The sequence below is a fragment of the Pseudobutyrivibrio sp. genome, from assembly GCF_017471675.1.
Classification (GTDB): domain Bacteria; phylum Bacillota; class Clostridia; order Lachnospirales; family Lachnospiraceae; genus Pseudobutyrivibrio.
Genome location: NZ_JAFUSK010000005.1, coordinates 91,244 through 111,561 on the forward strand (window position 1 = coordinate 91,244; position 20,318 = coordinate 111,561).

Here is a 20,318-nt window from a genome sequence, read left to right on the forward strand (position 1 = left end):
GGGAGGATACCTTACTTGAGTATGGAAGGTGGCCTCCGGGAGCGTGTAATACTAAGAGGTCCGCGGATTATATTAATGCCTGTAGACGTAACAGGCGGGTTATATTTTGGAGGTTATATGGCTCGTTCAGTTGAAGAAGAAATTAAGAGACGACGTACTTTTGCGATTATTTCCCACCCTGATGCCGGTAAGACTACACTTACCGAGAAGTTCTTATTATACGGTGGACAGATTAATCTTGCAGGTTCTGTAAAGGGTAAGGCTACAGCCAGACATGCAGTATCTGACTGGATGGAGATAGAGAAGGAAAGAGGTATTTCTGTAACTTCATCTGTACTTCAGTTTGAATATGATGGTTATTGTATCAATATCTTGGATACACCTGGACATCAGGATTTCTCCGAGGATACATACCGTACACTTATGGCCGCAGATTCAGCGGTAATGGTAATCGATGCATCAAAGGGTGTTGAGGCGCAGACCAGAAAGCTTTTTAAGGTTTGTGTTATGAGACATATACCTATATTTACATTTATTAATAAGATGGATAGGGATGCTAATGATACATTTGAGCTTCTTGACGATATTGAAAATGAGCTTGGTATTGCTACAGTTCCTGTTAACTGGCCAATTGGTTCAGGTAAGGAATTTAAGGGTGTTTATGATAGAAATACTAGATGTGTTCGCATGTTCTCTGACACTCAAAAGGGAACAAAGCAGGGTGAGGAACGCATAGTTTCGATTGATGATCCTGCCCTTATAGAAGAGATTGGTAAGGATAAGTACGACCAGCTTATGGAAGAGCTTGAGCTATTAGATGGTGCAGGTGCTGAATTTGACCAGGAACAGGTTACAGCCGGTGAGCTTAGTCCTGTATTCTTTGGTTCAGCCCTTACTAACTTTGGTGTTGAGACATTCCTTGAACATTTCCTTCAGATGACATATAGTCCACTTCCTCGTAAAAGTGATGCAGGAGAGATTAGTCCATTTTCTGAGGATTTTTCAGCATTTGTATTTAAGATTCAGGCTAATATGAATAAGGCTCACAGAGATAGAGTAGCATTTCTTCGTATTTGCTCAGGCACATTTGATGCCTCAAAGGATTATCTACACGTGCAGGGAGGACGTAAGGCAAAGCTATCGGCTCCACAGCAGATGATGGCTGATGAGCGTAAGATAGTTGATAAGGCCTATGCAGGTGATATTATCGGCGTATTTGATCCAGGCTTATATAGCATTGGAGATACATTTACATCAGCTAAGAAGCCATTTAAGTTTGAAGGTATTCCTACATTCGCACCAGAGCATTTTGCCCGTGTTCGTCAGATTGATACCATGAAGCGTAAGCAATTTATGAAGGGAATCACTCAGATTGCCCAGGAAGGTGCTATCCAGATTTTCCAGGAGTTTAACACTGGTATGGAGGAAATCATCGTAGGTGTTGTAGGTGTACTTCAGTTTGATGTATTGAAATACAGATTAAATAACGAGTACAATGTTGAAATTGCACTTGAGAATCTTCCTTATGAGCATATTAGATGGATTGAGGGAGATTACGACCTGGATAAAATTTCAGGCACATCTGATATGAAGAAGATTAAAGATTTAAAAGATAGACCACTGTTGCTATTTGTTAACTCATGGTCTGTTGGTATGGTCTTAGATAGAAATGAAGGCCTAGTATTATCGGAGTTTGGTACGAACTAATGACAATTAATGAAGCTGCTATTGATAGAAAGAATAACCTAAATATAATCCGACTAATTGCCAGTCTTATGGTGCTTTATATGCACTCTTTTGCTGTCAGCGTTGGATCACAGACAGAAGATGTTTTTTACACTCTTACAAATCATAAGGATTTGGCTGGTGGTATTGCGGTTTATATCTTTTTTATCATTAGTGGCTTTTTGATTTGTAGAAGCTTTGATAGGTCAAAAAGTGTTGTTAAGTACGCTAAGGCTCGCTTTCTTAGAATATGGCCGTTATTATTTGTTGTAGTAATGGTTTTAGCATTTATTTTAGGACCTATTATATCTGAATACACCTTTTATCAGTATTTTCATTATGGAGACCTAAGGGGCTTTTTGCTTAATTTGGTATTTATATCATCAGATACAAATCTACCAGGAGTTTTTCCTTATCACTATATTCATAGTATTAATGGCTCCCTATGGACACTGATGTATGAGGTAATATGGTATATTATTGTGGCAATTACAGCTTTCCTATGGAAAAAAAGAAGAGCAGTTGTAGTTGCTATGTATGCTGTTCTTACTGCATTATATTTATGCATAAATGCAGGAGTGTTCACAAATGTCCCAGTGCTTTCCACAGGATATGTTCTTAATATGTCAAAGCTTGGTATGTTTTTTACTATGGGAATGGCATATTATTTATATTCAGATAAGATTAAGCTTTCTTTTAAGGCTTTTGTGGTTGCTTTTGTTGGATTAGTGCTTGGAATCCTTTTTTGTAATTTTATATTTACCTTTAGTATTTTTGGACCATACATCATTTTTTACATTGCTTTCCAAAAACGATTTATAGCAACCTGGTATGACAAAATAGGGGATTTATCCTATGGCATTTATATTATGTCTTTTCCTATACAACAGACTTTGGTTGAGTACTTAGGAGAACCAACCTACGGATATAATACCTTATCTATTAATCCTTATTTTAATATGCTTTTAACAATAATTATTGTATTGCCTCTTTCATTTATAACATGGCGTTTTATAGAGCAGCCATGCCTTAAGCTTAAAAATAAATAGCTTGACTCTATTTTGATTTGAGTGTATAGTAATTGACGGTGACTGATGTTGCCGTCTTTTTTGTTTTTTGATTTTTTGTTTTTTCAATTTTTATCCCATTTTTTTGTTGACATTTAATTTCATATTAACTATTATTATACATAAAGAACGAACAATTGTTCCGAACGGAGGTTTTATAAAATGGCAAACGAAGATAAGCTTAAAGCATTAGATGCTGCGATTTCGCAGATTGAAAAACAATATGGTAAGGGTTCTGTAATGAAGCTTGGTGAGGGAGCTAATATACAGGTAGAAACAGTCCCTACAGGCTCTATCAGCCTTGATATAGCATTAGGTCAGGGTGGCTTTCCTAAGGGCCGTATTATCGAGATTTACGGTCCAGAATCATCTGGTAAGACAACACTTGCACTTCATGCTGTAGCAGAGGTTCAGAAGGCTGGCGGTATTGCCGGTTTCATCGATGCAGAGCATGCCCTTGATCCTAAGTATGCTAAGGCAATTGGCGTTAATATTGATGATTTATATATTTCACAGCCTGATAATGGCGAGCAGGCTCTTGAAATCACAGAGACAATGGTTCGCTCTGGCGCTATGGATATCATTGTTGTGGATTCAGTAGCAGCCCTTGTTCCTAAGGCAGAAATCGATGGTGATATGGGTGATTCCCACGTAGGTTTACATGCCCGTCTTATGTCACAGGCTATGAGAAAGCTTACAGGTATTGTTGCTAAGACAAACTGTGTAGTTATCTTTATCAATCAGCTTCGTGAGAAGGTTGGCGTTATGTTTGGTAATCCTGAGACAACAACAGGTGGTCGTGCTCTTAAGTTCTATGCATCAGTACGTATTGATGTTCGTCGTATCGAAGCTCTTAAGCAAAACGGCGAGGTTATCGGTAACAGAACCAGAGCTAAGATTGTTAAGAATAAGGTGGCACCTCCATTTAGAGAGGCTGAGTTTGATATTATGTTCGGTGAAGGTATCTCTCGTGAAGGAGATATACTTGATGTGGCTGCTAACCTTGATATTGTTCAGAAGTCTGGTGCATGGTATGCATATCTTGGAGAAAAGATTGGCCAGGGACGTGAGAATGCTAAGATATATCTTAAGCAGAATCCTGACGTTTGCGAGGAGATTGCAGATGCTATCCGTGACCATTACTCAGAAGCAGATGAGTCTGAAGTTGGTTTAGTAGGTGGGGATAAGAAGGACGATATCCCAACAGAGGTTATTGAATAATCATGGAAGTTTTATCTCTTGTTAAATTAACTAAGGGAAGAGCAAAAATCTGTCTCGCTGGCGGGACAGATTTTGTTCTATATAAAAAGGAATACGAAAGCTATGGTATAGAGGAAGGGGCAGATTTATCTGAGGTTGATTATAATCAGATAGTCACAGATATCCTTATTCCTCGCTGCAAAAAGAGAGCTTTACATTTGCTTGAAAAGCAAGATCGCTCTGAAAAGAATCTTAGGGATAAGCTTAAAGAGGGGGGCTATTCACAAGAGATTGTTGATATAGCTATCGATTATATTAACGAATATGGATACTTAGATGATGCTAGAATGGCAGCAAGTCACATTAGATTTTATCAGGATTCCAGAAGCAAGCTTAGGCTTAAGCAGGATCTTATTGGAAAAGGAATATCGGCAGATGTAATAGACAGGGTAATGGATGAAGAATATACATCTGATGAATCTGATTTGATTGAAAAGCTCCTTTTAAAGAAGAACTATGATAAAGAAAATGCCACCTACGAAGAGCGGGCTAAGATGTATAGATTTCTTGCAGGAAGAGGGTTCTCGTCGGATAGTATAAATAGGGTATTAAAATAGTTTATTCACATACTATATGTGGTATACCTAGTCTTGACATACGCTTTATATAAAGTTAAACTATTTATGTTGAAGTTTATAAATGAGAGCATAATAGCTTTTATTTTATATTCCAATTAGAAAATTAAATAAGGAGGTGCTCCTGTGGGCGTAACGATTATCGTAGCAGTTATCGTTGCCGCTTTAGCAGTTGTTATCACACTACTTGTATCTAATCAGATTCATGAGAAGCAAGGTAGGAATAAGGTTAATTCTGCCGAGGCTAAGGCTCGTGAAATCATTGATGAAGCAGTGAAGAATGCGGAAGCTAAGAAGAGGGAAGCAATGCTTGAGGCAAAGGAAGATGCCATGAAGCAGAAGAATGACCTTGATAAAGAAATCCGTGAGCGCCGAGCAGAAATTCAGAGAAGCGAGCACAGATTATCTCAGAAGGAAGATAATCTTGATAAGAAGCTCGATGCAGTGGAGAAGAGAGAAGCTGAATTCGCTCGTCAGGAACAACAGCTTAACAAGCAGCGAGAAGAAGTTTCAAAGCTTAATCAGCAGCGTGTGCAGGAACTAGAGAGAATCTCAGGACTTACCTCCGAACAAGCAAAAGAACAACTTTTAAAATCTGTAGAAGAAGACGTCAAGTTAGACGCAGCAAAACTTATTAAGGAAAGCTTAGCTCAGGCAAAGGATGAGGCTGATAAGAAGGCTAGAGAGATAGTAGTTAGTGCTATCCAGAAGTGTTCAGCAGACCATGTTGCTGAGACAACTATTTCAGTTGTACAGCTTCCTAATGATGAGATGAAGGGACGTATCATTGGTAGAGAGGGACGTAACATTCGTACTCTTGAGACTATGACTGGCGTAGAGCTTATTATTGATGATACTCCAGAGGCAGTTATTTTATCTGCATTTGATCCAGTCAGACGTGAAATTGCACGTATTGCTTTGGAAAAGCTTATTGTAGATGGACGTATTCATCCAGCTAGAATTGAAGAGACAGTAGAGAAGGCTAAGAAGGAAGTAGAACAGCAAATCCGTGAGGAAGGCGATGCAGCCGCACTTGAGGTTGGCGTTCAGGGAATTCATCCAGAGCTTCTTAGATTACTTGGTAAGATGAAGTTCAGAACAAGCTACGGTCAGAATGTGTTAAAGCATTCTATCGAGGTAGCTCAGTTATCAGGATTACTTGCTGCAGAGCTTGGTCTTGATGTTAGAGTTGCAAAGCGTGCTGGTTTATTGCATGATATTGGAAAGGCAGTAGATAGAGAGCAAGAGGGTACTCATGTACAGCTTGGCGCTGATCTTTGCCGTAAGTACAAAGAGTCTCAGACAGTTATTAACGCTGTTGAGGCACATCATGGAGATGTTGAGCCAGAAACACTCATAGCTTGTATTGTACAGGCTGCTGATACTATCAGTGCAGCAAGACCAGGTGCAAGACGTGAGGCTATGGAAACATACACAAACAGATTAAAAGAACTTGAAGAAATTTCTAACAGCTTTAAAGGTGTTGAAAAGTCTTTTGCTATTCAAGCAGGTAGAGAGATTCGTATCATGGTGGTTCCTGAACAGGTTTCAGATGCCGATATGGTCATCATGGCTAGGGATATTTCAAAGCAGATTGAATCACAGCTAGAATATCCTGGACAGATTAAGGTCAATGTAATTCGTGAATCACGAGTTACTGATTATGCAAAGTAAATAATTTTGCGGCTGGTTTATCCAGCCGCTTTTTTTGAAAAGAGGTTTGTTATGGAAAAAATAGAAAGAGTAAAACGAGAGCTTATTCATAAGGGGACCATCCTTGATATCTATGAAGATACAGTTCGCTTGCCAAATGGTAAAGAAGAAAAATGGGATTTTGTAAGTCACAGAATGGGAGCAGCCTGTGTATTAGCGGTTCGTCCTGATGGCAAAATACTTATGGTACGCCAATACAGAAATGCTCTTGATAGATTTACACTAGAGGTTCCAGCAGGAAAACGTGATTCCTTAGAAGAAGACACAAGTATCTGCGCTGCCAGAGAGCTGGAAGAAGAAACAGGATATCGTGCTGGAAAGCTTGAAAAGCTATTAGCCTTAAAATCCACAGTAGCATTCTGTGATGAATTTATAGATGTTTATCTTGCTACTGACCTTGAAAAAATTGGGGAGCAACACCTTGATGAGGCAGAAGATATTGATATTGAAGCCTACGACCTTAATGAACTTATGGACATGTGCTACAGTGGCACCCTCCAGGATGCCAAGACTGTGGCAGCTATTATGGCTTATGCGGCCAAAAAATAGCCTTCCCCCAGAGGGGGGAAGGTGGCTGCGTAGCAGACGGATGAGGGGATTTTTTAGATATTTCCCTCATCAGTCACCTGCGGTGACAGCTTGTCTCGCCTCCCGGCTCGGTCGTTGCTAAACAGGCTCCACTGGAGCCTAGCAACCCAGAGGGGGAAGCCTTTTAGTTTCGCTCAGCTATTGTGTAGAGCAGGTGTCTTGTATCTTCCCATCCAAGACATGGGTCTGTAATAGACTGGCCGTATGTCTGGTGGTCGGAGATAGGCTGGCATCCTTCTACAAGATAGCTTTCAATCATTACACCTTTTACAAGGTTCTTTATTTCGGTAGAGTGATTGCGGTTGTGCATCACTTCTTTTACAATTCTGATTTGCTCCTTGAATTGTTTGTTTGAATTAGAATGATTTGCATCTATGATGCAAGCTGGATTAACTAGATCCATTTCCTCGTACATATTATGAAGACGGATTAAATCTTCATAATGATAATTCTGAGTGCTGTTGCCATGTTTTGAAACGGCACCACGTAAAATAGTGTGAGCCAGAGGATTACCGGTGGTTTTTACCTCGTAGCCCGAGAAGGTAAAGTGGTGTGGATGCTGGGCAGCGTAAACAGAATTAAGCATAACAGAAAAATCCCCGGATGTAGGATTCTTCATTCCAGAAGCTACATCAAAGCCTGAAACTGTAAGGCGGTGATGCTGATCTTCTACAGAACGTGCGCCTATTGCAACATAAGATAACAAATCATCTACATAACCCCAGTTTTCAGGATAGAGCATTTCGTCTGCAGCTGTAAGATGAGTCTCTGTCATAGCACGGATGTGCATTTTTCTCATAGCTATAAGGCCTGCTACCATGTCAGGTGCTTCATTAGGGTCTGGCTGAGAAGCGATACCCTTGTAACCGCTACCTGTTGTTCTAGGCTTGTTAGTGTAGATACGTGGCACTACAAGCACTTTGTCTTTTATATCATCTGCAACTCTTGCAAGCTTATCAATATATTCACAAACTGCATCTTCGTTGTCGGCAGAGCATGGACCGATGATACATAAGAATCTGTCATCCTTGCCTGTTATAATATCTGCAACTTCCTGGTCTCGTTTAGCCTTTATTTCTTTAATGTACTCAGGAACAGGAAGCTGCTCCTTGATTTCCTCAGGTGTTGGCATTTTTTTTAGATAATTGAAGCTCATTATTTTAGTCCTTTCTATATATCAAAACAAGAAGCTTTGATTAGTTCTATTGGCATATCTTTACCAGTCCATAGTTTAAAGGCAGCAGCACCCTGGTAAAGAAGCATATATTTGCCGTTCATAGTTTTGCATCCTATTGATTTAGCCTCGCGAAGAAGCTTAGTTTCAGGTGGATGATATATAACATCACAAACGGTAAGCTCTGGATAAAGAAAATCAATTGGTACAAGTGATGTATCATCATCACCCATGCCTACATTTGTACCGTTAATAAGAATATCACTTTCTTCAAGACAAAACTTCATTATGCTTGAATCGTTTATATCATAAACCATCACATCACATTCAGTAGATTTGGTGAGCAGGTCAGCAAAATCTTCAGTGGCGGCAAAGGATGCATTCTTTCTTTTAAGAATATTAATCTTTTTAACACCTTCTAGTGCGGCTTGGGCAACAATAGCAGTAGCAGCGCCGCCAGCACCAAGCATTGTAATGGTTTTGCCAACGTATTCAATATTAGAATCAGTCATAGACTCTAAAAAACCGATTCCATCTGTTGAGTATCCCTTTAACCTGCCATTTTCATACACGCAGGTGTTGACAGAATTAGCAAGCTTTGCAGCATCATCAATGTCATCAAGAAGAGGAATAATAGCAGTCTTCAGTGGCATTGTAAGATTAAAGCCTTTAGCATTTAGCACCTTTAGGCCATTTACTGCGGTTTTAAGATTTGTTTTATCTACATCGAAAGCCATATATGAAAAATCAAGCCCAAGAGCATCGAAAGCCGTATTATGCATCTGTGGCGAAATGCTGTGTGAAACAGGGCTGCCTAAAAGGCAAATTAGATTTGTAGAACCTGATGGGTTCATATCTAGAACCTCCTCGTATAAAAATTGAAATTATTTTATAATACTTTAATACTTTTATCAACTAAAGTTTTGACCAAAAAATAAATAGAAAATTTGATGTGAAATGTAAGTTGTGTTACAATAATTCGGCAGACAAATTAGTAGGCGTAGCGTAGCTGGATAACGCATCGGACTCCGACTCCGAAGACCGCCGGTTCGAATCCGGCCGTCTACAGTTATTCAAAGCGTTAATATTGGAGGACCCATGAATTTACAAGATTTAAAAACAAAAATAAAAAAAAATAAAAAAAACGGAGCACTTGTATGTGCTGAATTTATTTATATATACAGAAGATATTTTTTAGCGGGGTGTATTTTTGTAGCCATGATGCTTGTGCTATTCCTTGGAACAAGCTCTGAGCCTAAGGAAGAAAAATCATCAGCTAAGACAAATACCAGTGTCACCAAGAAGTTCAAAAAGAATAATAACACAGAATTAGAAGCATTAATTAATGACTACTATGTGGCTTATGCAGATGGGGATACTGAGACAATCTCATCAATTGCTACTCCAGTTAGTGATCAGGAGATTAGCTACATTAAGTTCTACAGTGCTTATATTGACAGCTTTAACAATATTAAGATTTATACAAAGCAGGGACTTACATCAGATTCTTATTTAGTTACTACAGAGGTTGAGCTTAAGTATGCTGATATTGATACAGCAGCGCCAGGTCTTGATTTCTTCTATGTAGAAACAAATGATGATGGCAAGCTTTTCATAAATAATACTTATGGTTCATTCAATCAGAACAATAACATTTATGAAATGGATGCAGAGGTTTCTGATTTAATCAGTGTATTTATCCGCCAGCAGGATTTGCTTGATATGGAAGCAGAAATTCAGGAGGCTTACACTAAAGCCCTTGAATCTGACTCGGCTCTTAATACATTCATGAGCGAAACTCTTCCAGATGCCCATGCTAAATGGCATACTGATTACGATGCAGAGGTTGCTGCCGCAGAAGAGGCTGCTAAGAAGGCTGAAGAAGAAGCTGCAGCTGCTGCGGAAGAAGAAGCTAAAGCCGCTGCTGAGGCAGAGGAAGAGGCTAATTCATATTCTGGAACAATCAATGCTAAGGCAAATGTTCGTGAGGCAGCTGATAAGAGCAGTAATAAATTAGGTTCAGTTACATCTGGAACAGTTATTAAGATTTATGGCGAAGAGGGTGACTTCTACAAGTTCGATTACAATGGAACTAGAGCATACATAACAAAGGATGCTGTTACACTTGATTCTGCTGATAACACAGAAGAGACTACAGAAGAAACAACTGAGAGTACAAATACTGGTTCGCTTGCAGAGGGCACTGAAATTACACTTGATTCAACAATTAACATTCGCTCACAGATGGATACATCTTCATCTAAGGTTGCAGTAGCTTACGCAGGTGAAAAGGTTAAGGTTGTTATGAGCTACGCAGAAGGTTGGACAAAGGTTAAATATGGCAAGAAGGAAGGCTATATTAGAACTGACCTTTTACAGTAATATAAATTTTAATTTGCATGTTATGGAGACCATGTAATTGGTCTCCATTGTGTTATATTTTTGGAGGATTATTTGGAAGATAATATCAGACTGAATAAGTTTTTAAGCGATGCAGGTGTGTGTAGTAGGCGTGCTGCTGACAAGGCTATAGAAGCAGGCGAGGTATTAGTTAATGGCAAGCCTGCCGTTATGGGACAGAGGATTTCAGAAGGTGATAAGGTAGAATACGCTGGAAAGCTTGTATCTAATGCTGATAAAAAGCCTATTCTTTTAGCATATAACAAGCCGGCAGGAATTGTTTGTACTGCCGAAAAACGCGAGAAGAACAATATTGTAGACCATCTTAATTATCATAAGCGCATTTATCCAATAGGAAGGCTTGATAAGGATAGTACAGGGCTTATTCTCCTGACTAATCAGGGGGATTTGGTTAATAAGATTATGAGGGCTGTTAACGCCCATGAAAAGGAATATGTAGTATCTGTTGATAAGGAAATAACTGGGGATTTTATCAAGAAGATGTCTGATGGGGTATATCTGGATGAACTAGAGGTTATCACTAGAAAATGCAAGGTGAGAAAACTATCTAAGTACGAATTCAACATTATTCTTACCCAAGGTCTTAACAGGCAAATCAGGCGAATGTGTCAGATGCTAGGTTATAGGGTTAAGACTCTTAAGAGAGTAAGAATTATGAATATTAACCTTGCAGATTTAAAAGAAGATACATATAGGGATGTTACGGCGGAAGAACTGAAGGTTCTTACATCCTTGCTTGAGGGGTCTAAAAATTAACTGGTAGAGGTGTAAAATGGAGTTTAATGCTTATAAAAAATTGATTGATGAAATAGATTATCACATGGACAGGTACTACAATCAAAACGAGCCTGAGATTAGTGACTTTGAATATGATCAGCTGATGCTTCAGCTTAAAGAGGCAGAAAAGGAACATCCTGAGTGGGTTACATCTGATTCACCATCTCAGAAGATAGGCGGCGTTGCCATGAGAGAAGCGGGAGTTAAGGTAACACATGATGTGCCTATGCTTTCTATCGAAGATGTATTTGATAAGGCTGATGTTACAGCCTGGGTAAATAAGGTAAAGGCAGTGCATCCTGATGCTAAGTTTTCTGTTGAAGCTAAGATTGATGGACTTAGTATGACCCTTAGATACGAAAGAGATTCTATGGATAAGCTAAAGCTTATTCTTGCGGAGACCAGAGGAGATGGGCTTGTTGGTGAAGACGTTACAGCAAACGCTTTAGTGATTCCAGATGTTAAACAGTATTTGGACTTACCTTATGATTCCCTACAGCTTAGAGGCGAGGTATACATGTCTCATGAGGATTTTGACAGATTTAACAGTGAGCAGGAGCTTAAAGGCGCAAAGCTTGCAGCAAATCCTAGAAATCTGGCAGCAGGAACACTTAGACAATTAGATGCAAATATCACTAAAGAGCGTGGCCTTAAGATGTTTGTCTTTAATGTTCAGCAGGGGCCAGAAGAGCTTACCTTAAGCCACAGCGATGGAATGGATAAGCTATCTGCTTGCGGTATTCCTACAGTATTTCATAAAAAATGCGAAACTACAGAGGAAATTCTTTCAGTTATAGATGAAATCGGAGATTTACGTGGAGAGTTTCCATTTGATATAGATGGTGCTGTTGTAAAGATAGACCAGGTTGCTTACAGAAACGATTTTTCTACCAGCGCTAAGTATACTAATGGTCATATTGCTTATAAGTATCCGCCTGAGGAGAAGGAAACTAAGCTTTTGGATGTAGAGCTTTCTGTTGGAAGAACTGGAAGAGTTAATCCTACAGCAATATTTGAGCCAATTCGTTTATGCGGTACATCAGTTAGCCGTGCAACACTTCATAATCAGGATTTTATTGATGATTTAGATATTGGTATTGGTGATACAATTGTTGTTTACAAATCTGGTGAAATCATACCTAAGGTGAAGGAAGTGGTTCATTCTAAGAGACCTGAAGGAGTTACTACCTACAAGATTCCTAACATCTGTCCTGTATGTGGAGGCCAGGTTTCGAGGGATGCCGACACTGCAGATATGAAATGTACAAACCCTAGCTGTCCGGCTCAGCTTGTTCGCCATATCATTAATTTTGTTTCAAGAGATGCCATGGATATCAAGGGATTTGGAGATGTATATGTTGAGGATTTGGTAAACCTAGGCTATATCAAAGATATTGCTGATATTTTTTATCTTAAGAATCATCGTGATGAGCTTGTGGAAAAAGGCATTATTGGAAAAGAGAAGAATACCGATAAGCTCTTAGGCGTTATTGATGCAGCAAAATCAAATGATGCAAGTAAACTGTTCACTGGTTTTGGCATTCCTAATGTAGGCAAGGCAGCAGCTAAGACTTTATTATCTCAGTTTAAGGATATTGAGAAAATCATGGAGCTAAGCATAGAGGAGCTTACCCAGGTTAATGATATTGGCGAAATCAGCGCCAATTCTATTTATGATTATTTGCATAATCCTGTGAATATAGATATTATAGCCAGGTTAAAGGCTGCAGGAGTAAATATGGTTGAGGCTGAAAAGGAAGGGGCAACAGATACCTTTGCAGGGCTTACCTTTGTAATAACAGGAACCCTTCCTAACATGGGTCGAAAGGAAGCCCAGGAGCTTATTGAACTAAACGGAGGCAAATGCGCAGGTTCCGTATCCAAAAAAACCAGCTATCTACTTGCAGGAGAAGCAGCCGGAAGTAAGCTAGACAAGGCTAATTCATTGGGAGTAAGGGTAATTTCCGAGGAGGAATTACTTGAAATGATTAATTCAAAAGTAATATTGTAGTAGGTAAATTTACAGCACAAAATGGAGAAAAACTATGCCAATTAGAACACAAAACGATTTACCAGCAAAGGCAATTTTGGAGCATGAGAATATTTTCGTTATGGATGAGAATAGGTCAACACACCAGGATATTCGACCTATTAGTATTGCTATTCTTAATCTTATGCCGCTTAAAGAAGCAACGGAGCTTCAGCTACTTCGTTCACTTTCAAACACACCATTACAGGTGGATGTAACATTTCTTACTGTGGGAAGCCACGAAAGCAAGAATACCAGCAAGACACATCTGGACACATTTTATGAGCATATCGAAGATGTATACGACAGATATTTTGATGGTTTAATCATAACAGGTGCTCCTGTAGAGCAGATGCCATTTGAGGAAGTGGATTATTGGGAAGAACTTTGCAAGGTTTTTGACTGGACAAAGACTCACGTTACATCAACACTACATTTGTGCTGGGGATGCCAGGCAGGCCTTTACTATCGTTATGGTATTCAAAAATATGATTTGGACGAGAAGAAATTTGGTGTGTTCCCACACCGTGTACAGAATCGCAAAATCCCTTTGGTGCGTGGATTTGACGATATATTCTACGCTCCTCACAGCCGCCACACCTATGTTAAGACAGAGGATATTGAAGCCTGTGAGGATTTGGTAGTATGCGCAAAGGGGGAAGAGGCCGGAGTATTCCTTTGCATGTCCAAAGACGGCAGCAACATCTTCGTTATGGGTCATCCAGAATATGACCGTTACACTCTTGATACGGAATACAAAAGGGATAGAGATAAAGGTCTTGAAATCGCAATGCCTGTAAATTATTATCCTGATGATAATCCGGAGGAAAGACCTCTGCTACAGTGGAGGAGTCATGGGAATATTTTGTATAGTAACTGGTTGAATTATTACGTGTACCAGAACACACCTTATGAGTGGAACAAAATCAGCGAAAAATGAGTGGATTCTTTATACAAGTAGAAATTTTTTATACAATGCTTATATGAATAAGAGATATTTGAGGTGGTAAATTTCGTTGCAACCACACACCCTATGGGTCAAAAGAGATGCTACAGAGGCGACGGTAGCCAAATATCTTTTAGAACGCAGAGGGCTGGTCGAAAGACCCAGGTCCAACCTATTAGGCGGGGAGACTCCTCGCCATTAACATATTTCATGCTACTTGAATATTATTTTACTGTATGGTAATATAATAGTGATCTGGGCGAAAGCTCTTTGGATCACCGTAGGCGGGAAGAATTTCCCGCCATTTTTTTTGGAGAAAGATTTATGAAAGAATTAAGTGTTTTTATTGATGAATCAGGAGATTTTGGTGATACAAGAGATGTAAGAGATTATTATCTTGTTACATTTGTTTTTCATGATCAATCAAAGGATATAACTGAAGATACAAAAAAATTAGAACAGAGCATGAAAGATTCTGGATGGAATATTGAGTATATCCATACCGGACCAGTGATTAGAAGAGAGAATGGATTTACAGATTACTCTATTGATGAAAGAAGAAGCTTAATATATAAAATGTTCAATTTTGTTATTAAGTGCCCTATTAATTTTTGTACTGTTGCAATTAAAAGAAAAGAAGCAACAAACAAAGTTCAATTATCTGGAAAACTTGGTAAGGCTATTAATCAGATGTTAACTGATCATATGGACTATATCAGTAAGTTTGATAAAGTAATTGTGTATTATGATAATGGGCAGAATGAACTTGGAGCTCTTTTAAATGCAATTTTTTCGATTCAAATATCAAATGTTGAGTTTAGAAATGCTGAGCAGCAAAAATATAGATTGCTTCAAGCCGCCGACTTCTTCTGTTCAATTGATTTATTAAAAATAAAGCGAGCGGAGGGAAGACTAAGCAGAAGCGAAACTCAATTTTTTTATAAGCCAAATGAGTTAAAGAAAACTTTTATAAAAGGAATTGATAAAAAAAGAATATAAGATTACATAGACTAGCGACTCTGGTGGAACCTAGACTAACTGGTCTATTATTTTGTCCAAATGGTGTTTTGATCATAATCAATGGCTCCATCTGCGATATATGGATAGTGAGATAGGCGATGTGTTTGATGTGGTGAAAATTGGCCACTAGTATATTGACGATTTGTTTTAATGATGCTAATATTTTTGTCAGTGAACGTACTGGAGAAACTTGTGAAGCCTCTGGTCCGGAAGGCTCCTGAGGGGGCCTTTCGTTATTTATGGGGAAATTATGGATAAACATTTTAAAACATATGATGAGTTGCTTGATTTTATAGAGAGCAAAAAGGAATTAGTAATGAAGTTCAACAAGACCAATGAGGAATGAGAGCAGGCAAATGACCGTAGCGCACTTGAACGACAACTTAAAAGACAGCAGACACGAAAGCACAGTTATCTTGACAGGTAATTGTGCTTTTTCTAATTTTGCTGCATCATGTTGCAAAATTAAACATGAGGTCGCAATTTGCGACCTCATGTGTTGGCTTATTAGTTAAGTTCATGTCTTTTCCATAGCAAAAAAAATGGAGTGGGACACCCACACCGTATCGTTGGACCCGGGTCTTACGACCAGCCCAGTAGTGTCACGCACCACCTTTGTATAAGTATATTAGTACAGAATTTAAAGTAAAACAATGGATTTTACGAAATTTTTATTACCAATAATATGCACAGAAAGGAGCGTATATGGCAAGAACAAATATTAGAATTGTTAAATTTTATGATGGTAGTAGAATAGCTAAGGAAGTTATGAATGATGCAATCGCGTCAAAAGTCAGAAAAAAGCTAGACATCGATATAGAATATAGTTGTAGCTGATATCGTGGTAAGTGAATTGATGGATACTTCTGCAGGAGTTAAGAAGATTAATTTTGATTCACTTCAAGAGGATGCCCACTATGCTGCAGCCTATGATATGGAAAATGTTGTGGCAGATAAGAAGCCATCTGTGTTAGATCAGCTGAAAGAGAAGTTCACTGGAAAGAATCATCGTGAAAAGGAGCTTGATGATGTGAGCCTATAGGAGAGCGCTGTGGAAACATATTATATTGAATTATTTGATGGTAAGAAGCGAGTGTCAAAGGAGAAACTCAGGGTAGAGGATTATGATGAAGTTCTGAAAAGGGTTGCGGAGCTAATGGATACTCCTTATAGGATTGAAATCTTTGATGCCGTGGCTTATAGGAATAGGCATAAGGATGATATAGCTTTGTAAGCTAGGGCAGCTTTGACTGCCCAGTACATAATATATTGACGCTTTATCGGACATTAAATGGTTTATTATGATATCACTAAAAGTATAAGTCTATGCTATTATAGAATTAGTTTTTTGGGAGGAGAATAATTTGGTTAAACGATCAGAAGCTCTTTGTAATGGGGAGATTATTGGAATTGAATCAATTTACACTTTGCAAAAAGGGCAGCAAATAAATATTCCTGAAAAAATAAAATGGTTGAGAAATTTAAGTCAGCAGGATAAGTTGTTTTGTCCATGTGGATGCGGTGCTAATTTGGTTTTAGTAGCAGGTGAATCTAATAAAAGAGTACAGCATTTTAGAATTAAAGTTGGCAGTGATGAATCTAATTGTTGCATGAAGAATGAGGGTAAAGAATCAGTAGATTCAAGAATTGTTCTTAAATGCTGGCTAGATGACAAATTTAAAAGCGATAATATAAAATCGAGACAAAGGTTGGATAAATTAGGCTTTAGTGATTCTCAATACGAATTATCGTTATTTGCATCAGAGGAGAAAGTCGCTATTGTGTTCTTTCCAAATAAAGCTGCTATTGATGCTGATAAAATTAGTGTCATCGAGAAAGTTAAAGCTGAACAAGGTATAAATGCATTTTATATAACTCCAATTGCAGATGCATCAACTGGAGGACAATATCCTGAGACATTTATGCGATTGCAGGATACTCAAGGATTCGTAATCTTTATTGATGCTGCAAATGGAAATTATTCCAATGCATTTTTGAAAATAGTAGCAATTTATAAAAATATAGATGGGTTTTACAATCCTTTTACTGTTAGTACTGATAGTATTAAAAACTATTATATTTCTGATGAGCAGCTTATGCATGGCAATACAGCTGTTAGTGTTGAAAAGGCAGTTCTAATGGTGTCTCTTAGAAATAAAGATGAAGAGTATCATGCAGAGAAGGAGCGAAAAGAAAAGGAATTAGCGGAAAGAAGAACTGCTCATCAGAGAGCTAGCCAGATATCTTTTGCAGCATTCCAAGCTGAGCAAAAAAGACTTCAGGAAGAAAGGCAAGCGGCATATGAGGCTAAGCTTGCAGAGAAGGCAGCTGAGGAGAAAAGACTTGAAGAACAATTCGCAAAAGATTTTGATGGAGACTTTACGCAGAATGATTATATAATTCGTGATTCAAAAGGTAATAGATGGCTTAAATGTTTTTATTGTGGCAGGAAGGCTAAAGATTCTGAGTTTCCTTCCTACGGTCCACCGTTAGGGATTAACCTAGGACGTTGTTATATTTGCGATAAGGATCCTAAGGTCAAAGAATTAATTGAGAACGAAAGAAAAGAAAAAGAAGAGCTAGTTAGGCTTGATAGGATAAGACCAAAGGATGTTTGCCCTGAGTGTGGCGGTAGATTAAAAGAAAAATCTGGTCGTTTTGGTTCATTTATTGGATGTATGAATTATCCAGACTGTGAGTATACTAGAAAGAATTGGTAAGAAAGGTTTTGGAAAGATGAAAGAACCAGTTAGACATCATTATATTCCTCAATTTATACTTAGAAATTTTAAAAGAGAAGACGGATATGTATCATACTATGATTGTAGTAAAGGTTCTGTTGAGAGTAAAAGAACTGAAGAAATCTTTATGACAAGAAATCTTTATAGAGATACAATTAATCACCCAGATGAGCCTGTTAAGATCGAAAAGGATTTGGCTAGATACGAAAATGAAGCATCTCAGATTATTAACAAGTTTTTGAAAGAAGATGAAGTAGTTCTTTCTGCTGAAGAAGATGATAGTCTAAAGTTATTTCTTGCTATTATGGGATTTCGTGCAGATAGAGTTAAGGAAATGTTTAGTGAGTCAGCTGATAATGAGTTTAAAGAATTTTATTCGATGTTTCAGGAAGATGGTGATTTAACCGATTTCTGGAAACGAAATCTAGGGATTCTTGTGAATTGCAGATCATTGAAGCAGGTATTAGATAATCCTAATATTGATTCTCCAGTTAAAGCGTTTATGGTAAGAGATACATGCGGGTTGATACTAACAGGTTTATACTTTCTTCCTGTTGAGGTTAGAGGTGGAGAAGACTTTATGATAAGTGATTGTTATCCTGCTATATTTGATGGAATCAGTGAGGATGGCATGACAAGTATTCCTATGTATTCTGTATATCCTATATCTCCTAAAAGGGCGTTGTTTTTAATGGCTGATGGTGTTGAAAATGCACCATTATACGCATCAGGATTCGATAAGAATTTCTTTAGAAAGCCAATTATAAAACGTGACGGGAAAACAGCAGTATTTAGAATGCAGAAGATATATGAAAATGAAGTTAGGAATATAAATGATACATTATTTGGGTGTGCGTCAGAAGGAGCTGCATTTATAGATAAAAAGCGAATACATAATATTACAGAAGACTAATGTTAGAAAGAAGGTTACTAGATTGAAGTACATAGTAAAGAAAATCCAAGAAGCAGACTATGGATGCGAGGAGCGAACAGTACGTTATTTGCCACAAGTGTTGCTTCGCTTACGCGACGAGACAGGACAGGAGATTGATATGGAGGTGGCAGATGCAGAGTTACTAGCCAAGGATATCAATGAAGGGGACTGGGTATTTTTTGATAAAAAGAATAAGATTTATAAAGAAGAATTGCTGTGACTACATTATTTAGTGAGCCTAATAATTTTAGTTTGAAATAAATAGATGTTTGTTGTAAGATATTTGATGGGCAAGACGAAACAGAACAAAACGAAAACAGAATAAACTAAAACGAAACAGACAAGAGTAGACGCTTCTAATCAAAATTTAAAATGGTGATTAGGGGCTTTTTTGTTTTAATTTATTGAAAAACAATTGATTAATTAGAAGGTAAAGAAAGGAATCATTATGAGTAAGGAATATGAATATTGTAATTGCATTTCAGTTACATCAGTTACAGCTGGGTTTGAGGATGATTTGGGGTACTGGGATGTATGTACGAGTTGTGGAAAAAGGATAGAGGATGGATATCATTTCTATAATCATTATGATGGAGAGGATCATGAGGAATTTTGGGGTCCAAATGGTGATATAGTAGATTAGCATTTGTTTATTGTGTTAGAGGAATATTAGTTTATCGGCATGTAGACCAAATAAAGATAAAGAAAAGGTAGATGAGTTACAAAAATTTGAATACTATAAAATATAAGACTGTGTATTATTTTTTGAAGCAATGCATCCTATTACGAAAATATATGAATCGGGATGCACAGTTTTTATAAAATAGCAGGTGAGACATGTTGATAAACACATTTGTGTGCAGGAAACGGACGTGATTTTGCTGATATTCGCCAATAATTTATGTGAGTGGCGTAATAATGATACACTACAGTGAAAAATGCATCCCTATGCATAGTTTTTTTGCTTGGGATGCATTTCTATTTTTTGTGGATATCCCAAAGCTTGATTTAGTAGATTTGGGATGCATTAGAAAACAAAAGGTCCAATTTTGGCAACGCTCCAGAGAAAAAACTGTATGAATCCAATTCTGAAAATATTATTTTACAGTGATATTGGCACGAAGTGAGAAAATAACGGTATATTGTTGCTCTGGTAAGTAGATTTTTTGTAGACCTTTTCATTGAGTGCCCCACAAAAAGTTATGTGTATATAAATAGAATCAAAAATATGTTAAACTATTAGTAATTAATCTGTGTAGGGGAGTGTAAGGTAGTATTGCTACAGAACGTATTATTATTTTATAGAATAGAGCCTGATAGAGATGTTGTAGATGCTGCAATATTCACT

Annotated in this window: 20 protein-coding genes and 1 tRNA gene; 19 read left to right on the forward strand and 2 right to left on the reverse strand. The window is 37.9% G+C overall.

What is annotated here, in order from left to right; all coding sequences use genetic code 11:
* Positions 1-117: 117 nt before the first annotated feature.
* The 6 genes from IJ535_RS01130 to IJ535_RS01155 all read left to right on the forward strand — a co-directional run bounded on the left by IJ535_RS01130 (position 118) and on the right by IJ535_RS01155 (position 6,889).
* Positions 118-1,707, forward strand: a complete 1,590-nt coding sequence (locus IJ535_RS01130; protein WP_294297607.1) for a peptide chain release factor 3 — start codon at positions 118-120, stop codon at positions 1,705-1,707.
* Positions 1,707-2,774: an acyltransferase family protein gene (locus IJ535_RS01135; protein WP_294297609.1), complete on the forward strand. Its 1,068-nt coding sequence runs from the start codon at positions 1,707-1,709 to the stop codon at positions 2,772-2,774. The genes IJ535_RS01130 and IJ535_RS01135 overlap by 1 nt, the downstream gene beginning before the upstream one ends.
* Before the next feature lie 180 nt (positions 2,775-2,954).
* Entirely contained in the window at positions 2,955-4,013 is a 1,059-nt protein-coding gene (gene recA / locus IJ535_RS01140; RefSeq protein WP_294297612.1) for a recombinase RecA, read from the forward strand.
* Between the two features lie 2 nt (positions 4,014-4,015).
* The gene (locus IJ535_RS01145; RefSeq protein WP_294297615.1) at positions 4,016-4,609 is read left to right on the forward strand and encodes a regulatory protein RecX; all 594 of its coding nucleotides are present in this window, start codon (positions 4,016-4,018) and stop codon (positions 4,607-4,609) included.
* Between the two features lie 144 nt (positions 4,610-4,753).
* Positions 4,754-6,301 (forward strand): ribonuclease Y, encoded by a 1,548-nt coding sequence (gene rny / locus IJ535_RS01150; protein ID WP_330619469.1) that lies wholly within the window; start codon positions 4,754-4,756, stop codon positions 6,299-6,301.
* Between the two features lie 51 nt (positions 6,302-6,352).
* Positions 6,353-6,889, forward strand: coding sequence for an NUDIX hydrolase (locus tag IJ535_RS01155; protein ID WP_294297617.1), 537 nt, complete (start codon positions 6,353-6,355; stop codon positions 6,887-6,889).
* A gap of 163 nt (positions 6,890-7,052) precedes the next feature.
* Here IJ535_RS01155 and IJ535_RS01160 read toward each other — a convergent pair whose 3' ends face one another.
* A complete protein-coding gene (locus IJ535_RS01160) occupies positions 7,053-8,084 on the reverse strand; it encodes a 3-deoxy-7-phosphoheptulonate synthase (RefSeq protein ID WP_294297619.1) in 1,032 nt (343 codons plus the stop codon).
* Between the two features lie 14 nt (positions 8,085-8,098).
* Entirely contained in the window at positions 8,099-8,956 is an 858-nt protein-coding gene (locus tag IJ535_RS01165) for a shikimate dehydrogenase (protein WP_294297622.1), read from the reverse strand.
* A gap of 140 nt (positions 8,957-9,096) precedes the next feature.
* Between IJ535_RS01165 and IJ535_RS01170 the strand changes: the two genes are divergently transcribed.
* From IJ535_RS01170 to IJ535_RS01230, 13 genes are all read left to right on the forward strand, one after another.
* A tRNA-Arg gene (locus IJ535_RS01170) sits at positions 9,097-9,170 on the forward strand.
* 30 nt (positions 9,171-9,200) lie between these two features.
* Positions 9,201-10,484, forward strand: coding sequence for an SH3 domain-containing protein (locus IJ535_RS01175; protein ID WP_294297624.1), 1,284 nt, complete (start codon positions 9,201-9,203; stop codon positions 10,482-10,484).
* A gap of 72 nt (positions 10,485-10,556) precedes the next feature.
* Positions 10,557-11,279 (forward strand): pseudouridine synthase, encoded by a 723-nt coding sequence (locus IJ535_RS01180; RefSeq protein ID WP_294297627.1) that lies wholly within the window; start codon positions 10,557-10,559, stop codon positions 11,277-11,279.
* Between the two features lie 16 nt (positions 11,280-11,295).
* Positions 11,296-13,311, forward strand: a complete 2,016-nt coding sequence (gene ligA, locus IJ535_RS01185; protein ID WP_294297628.1) for an NAD-dependent DNA ligase LigA — start codon at positions 11,296-11,298, stop codon at positions 13,309-13,311.
* A 34-nt stretch (positions 13,312-13,345) separates the two neighbouring features.
* A complete protein-coding gene (gene metA, locus IJ535_RS01190) occupies positions 13,346-14,269 on the forward strand; it encodes a homoserine O-acetyltransferase MetA (protein WP_294297631.1) in 924 nt (307 codons plus the stop codon).
* A gap of 330 nt (positions 14,270-14,599) precedes the next feature.
* Positions 14,600-15,274: a DUF3800 domain-containing protein gene (locus tag IJ535_RS01195; RefSeq protein ID WP_294297634.1), complete on the forward strand. Its 675-nt coding sequence runs from the start codon at positions 14,600-14,602 to the stop codon at positions 15,272-15,274.
* Between the two features lie 726 nt (positions 15,275-16,000).
* The gene (locus IJ535_RS01200; RefSeq protein ID WP_294297637.1) at positions 16,001-16,132 is read left to right on the forward strand and encodes a hypothetical protein; all 132 of its coding nucleotides are present in this window, start codon (positions 16,001-16,003) and stop codon (positions 16,130-16,132) included.
* 19 nt (positions 16,133-16,151) lie between these two features.
* The gene (locus IJ535_RS01205; RefSeq protein ID WP_294297641.1) at positions 16,152-16,337 is read left to right on the forward strand and encodes a hypothetical protein; all 186 of its coding nucleotides are present in this window, start codon (positions 16,152-16,154) and stop codon (positions 16,335-16,337) included.
* Positions 16,338-16,346: 9 nt separating this feature from the next.
* Complete coding sequence (locus tag IJ535_RS01210) at positions 16,347-16,529, forward strand: hypothetical protein (protein WP_294297646.1); 183 nt, start codon at positions 16,347-16,349, stop codon at positions 16,527-16,529.
* A gap of 130 nt (positions 16,530-16,659) precedes the next feature.
* Entirely contained in the window at positions 16,660-18,015 is a 1,356-nt protein-coding gene (locus IJ535_RS01215; protein ID WP_294297649.1) for a topoisomerase DNA-binding C4 zinc finger domain-containing protein, read from the forward strand.
* Entirely contained in the window at positions 17,990-18,949 is a 960-nt protein-coding gene (locus IJ535_RS01220) for a DUF4238 domain-containing protein (protein ID WP_294297652.1), read from the forward strand. Before IJ535_RS01215 ends, IJ535_RS01220 begins: the two co-directional genes overlap by 26 nt.
* A 22-nt stretch (positions 18,950-18,971) precedes the next feature.
* Positions 18,972-19,190, forward strand: coding sequence for a hypothetical protein (locus IJ535_RS01225; protein ID WP_294297655.1), 219 nt, complete (start codon positions 18,972-18,974; stop codon positions 19,188-19,190).
* 228 nt (positions 19,191-19,418) lie between these two features.
* The gene (locus IJ535_RS01230; RefSeq protein WP_294297657.1) at positions 19,419-19,613 is read left to right on the forward strand and encodes a hypothetical protein; all 195 of its coding nucleotides are present in this window, start codon (positions 19,419-19,421) and stop codon (positions 19,611-19,613) included.
* Positions 19,614-20,318: the final 705 nt, after the last annotated feature.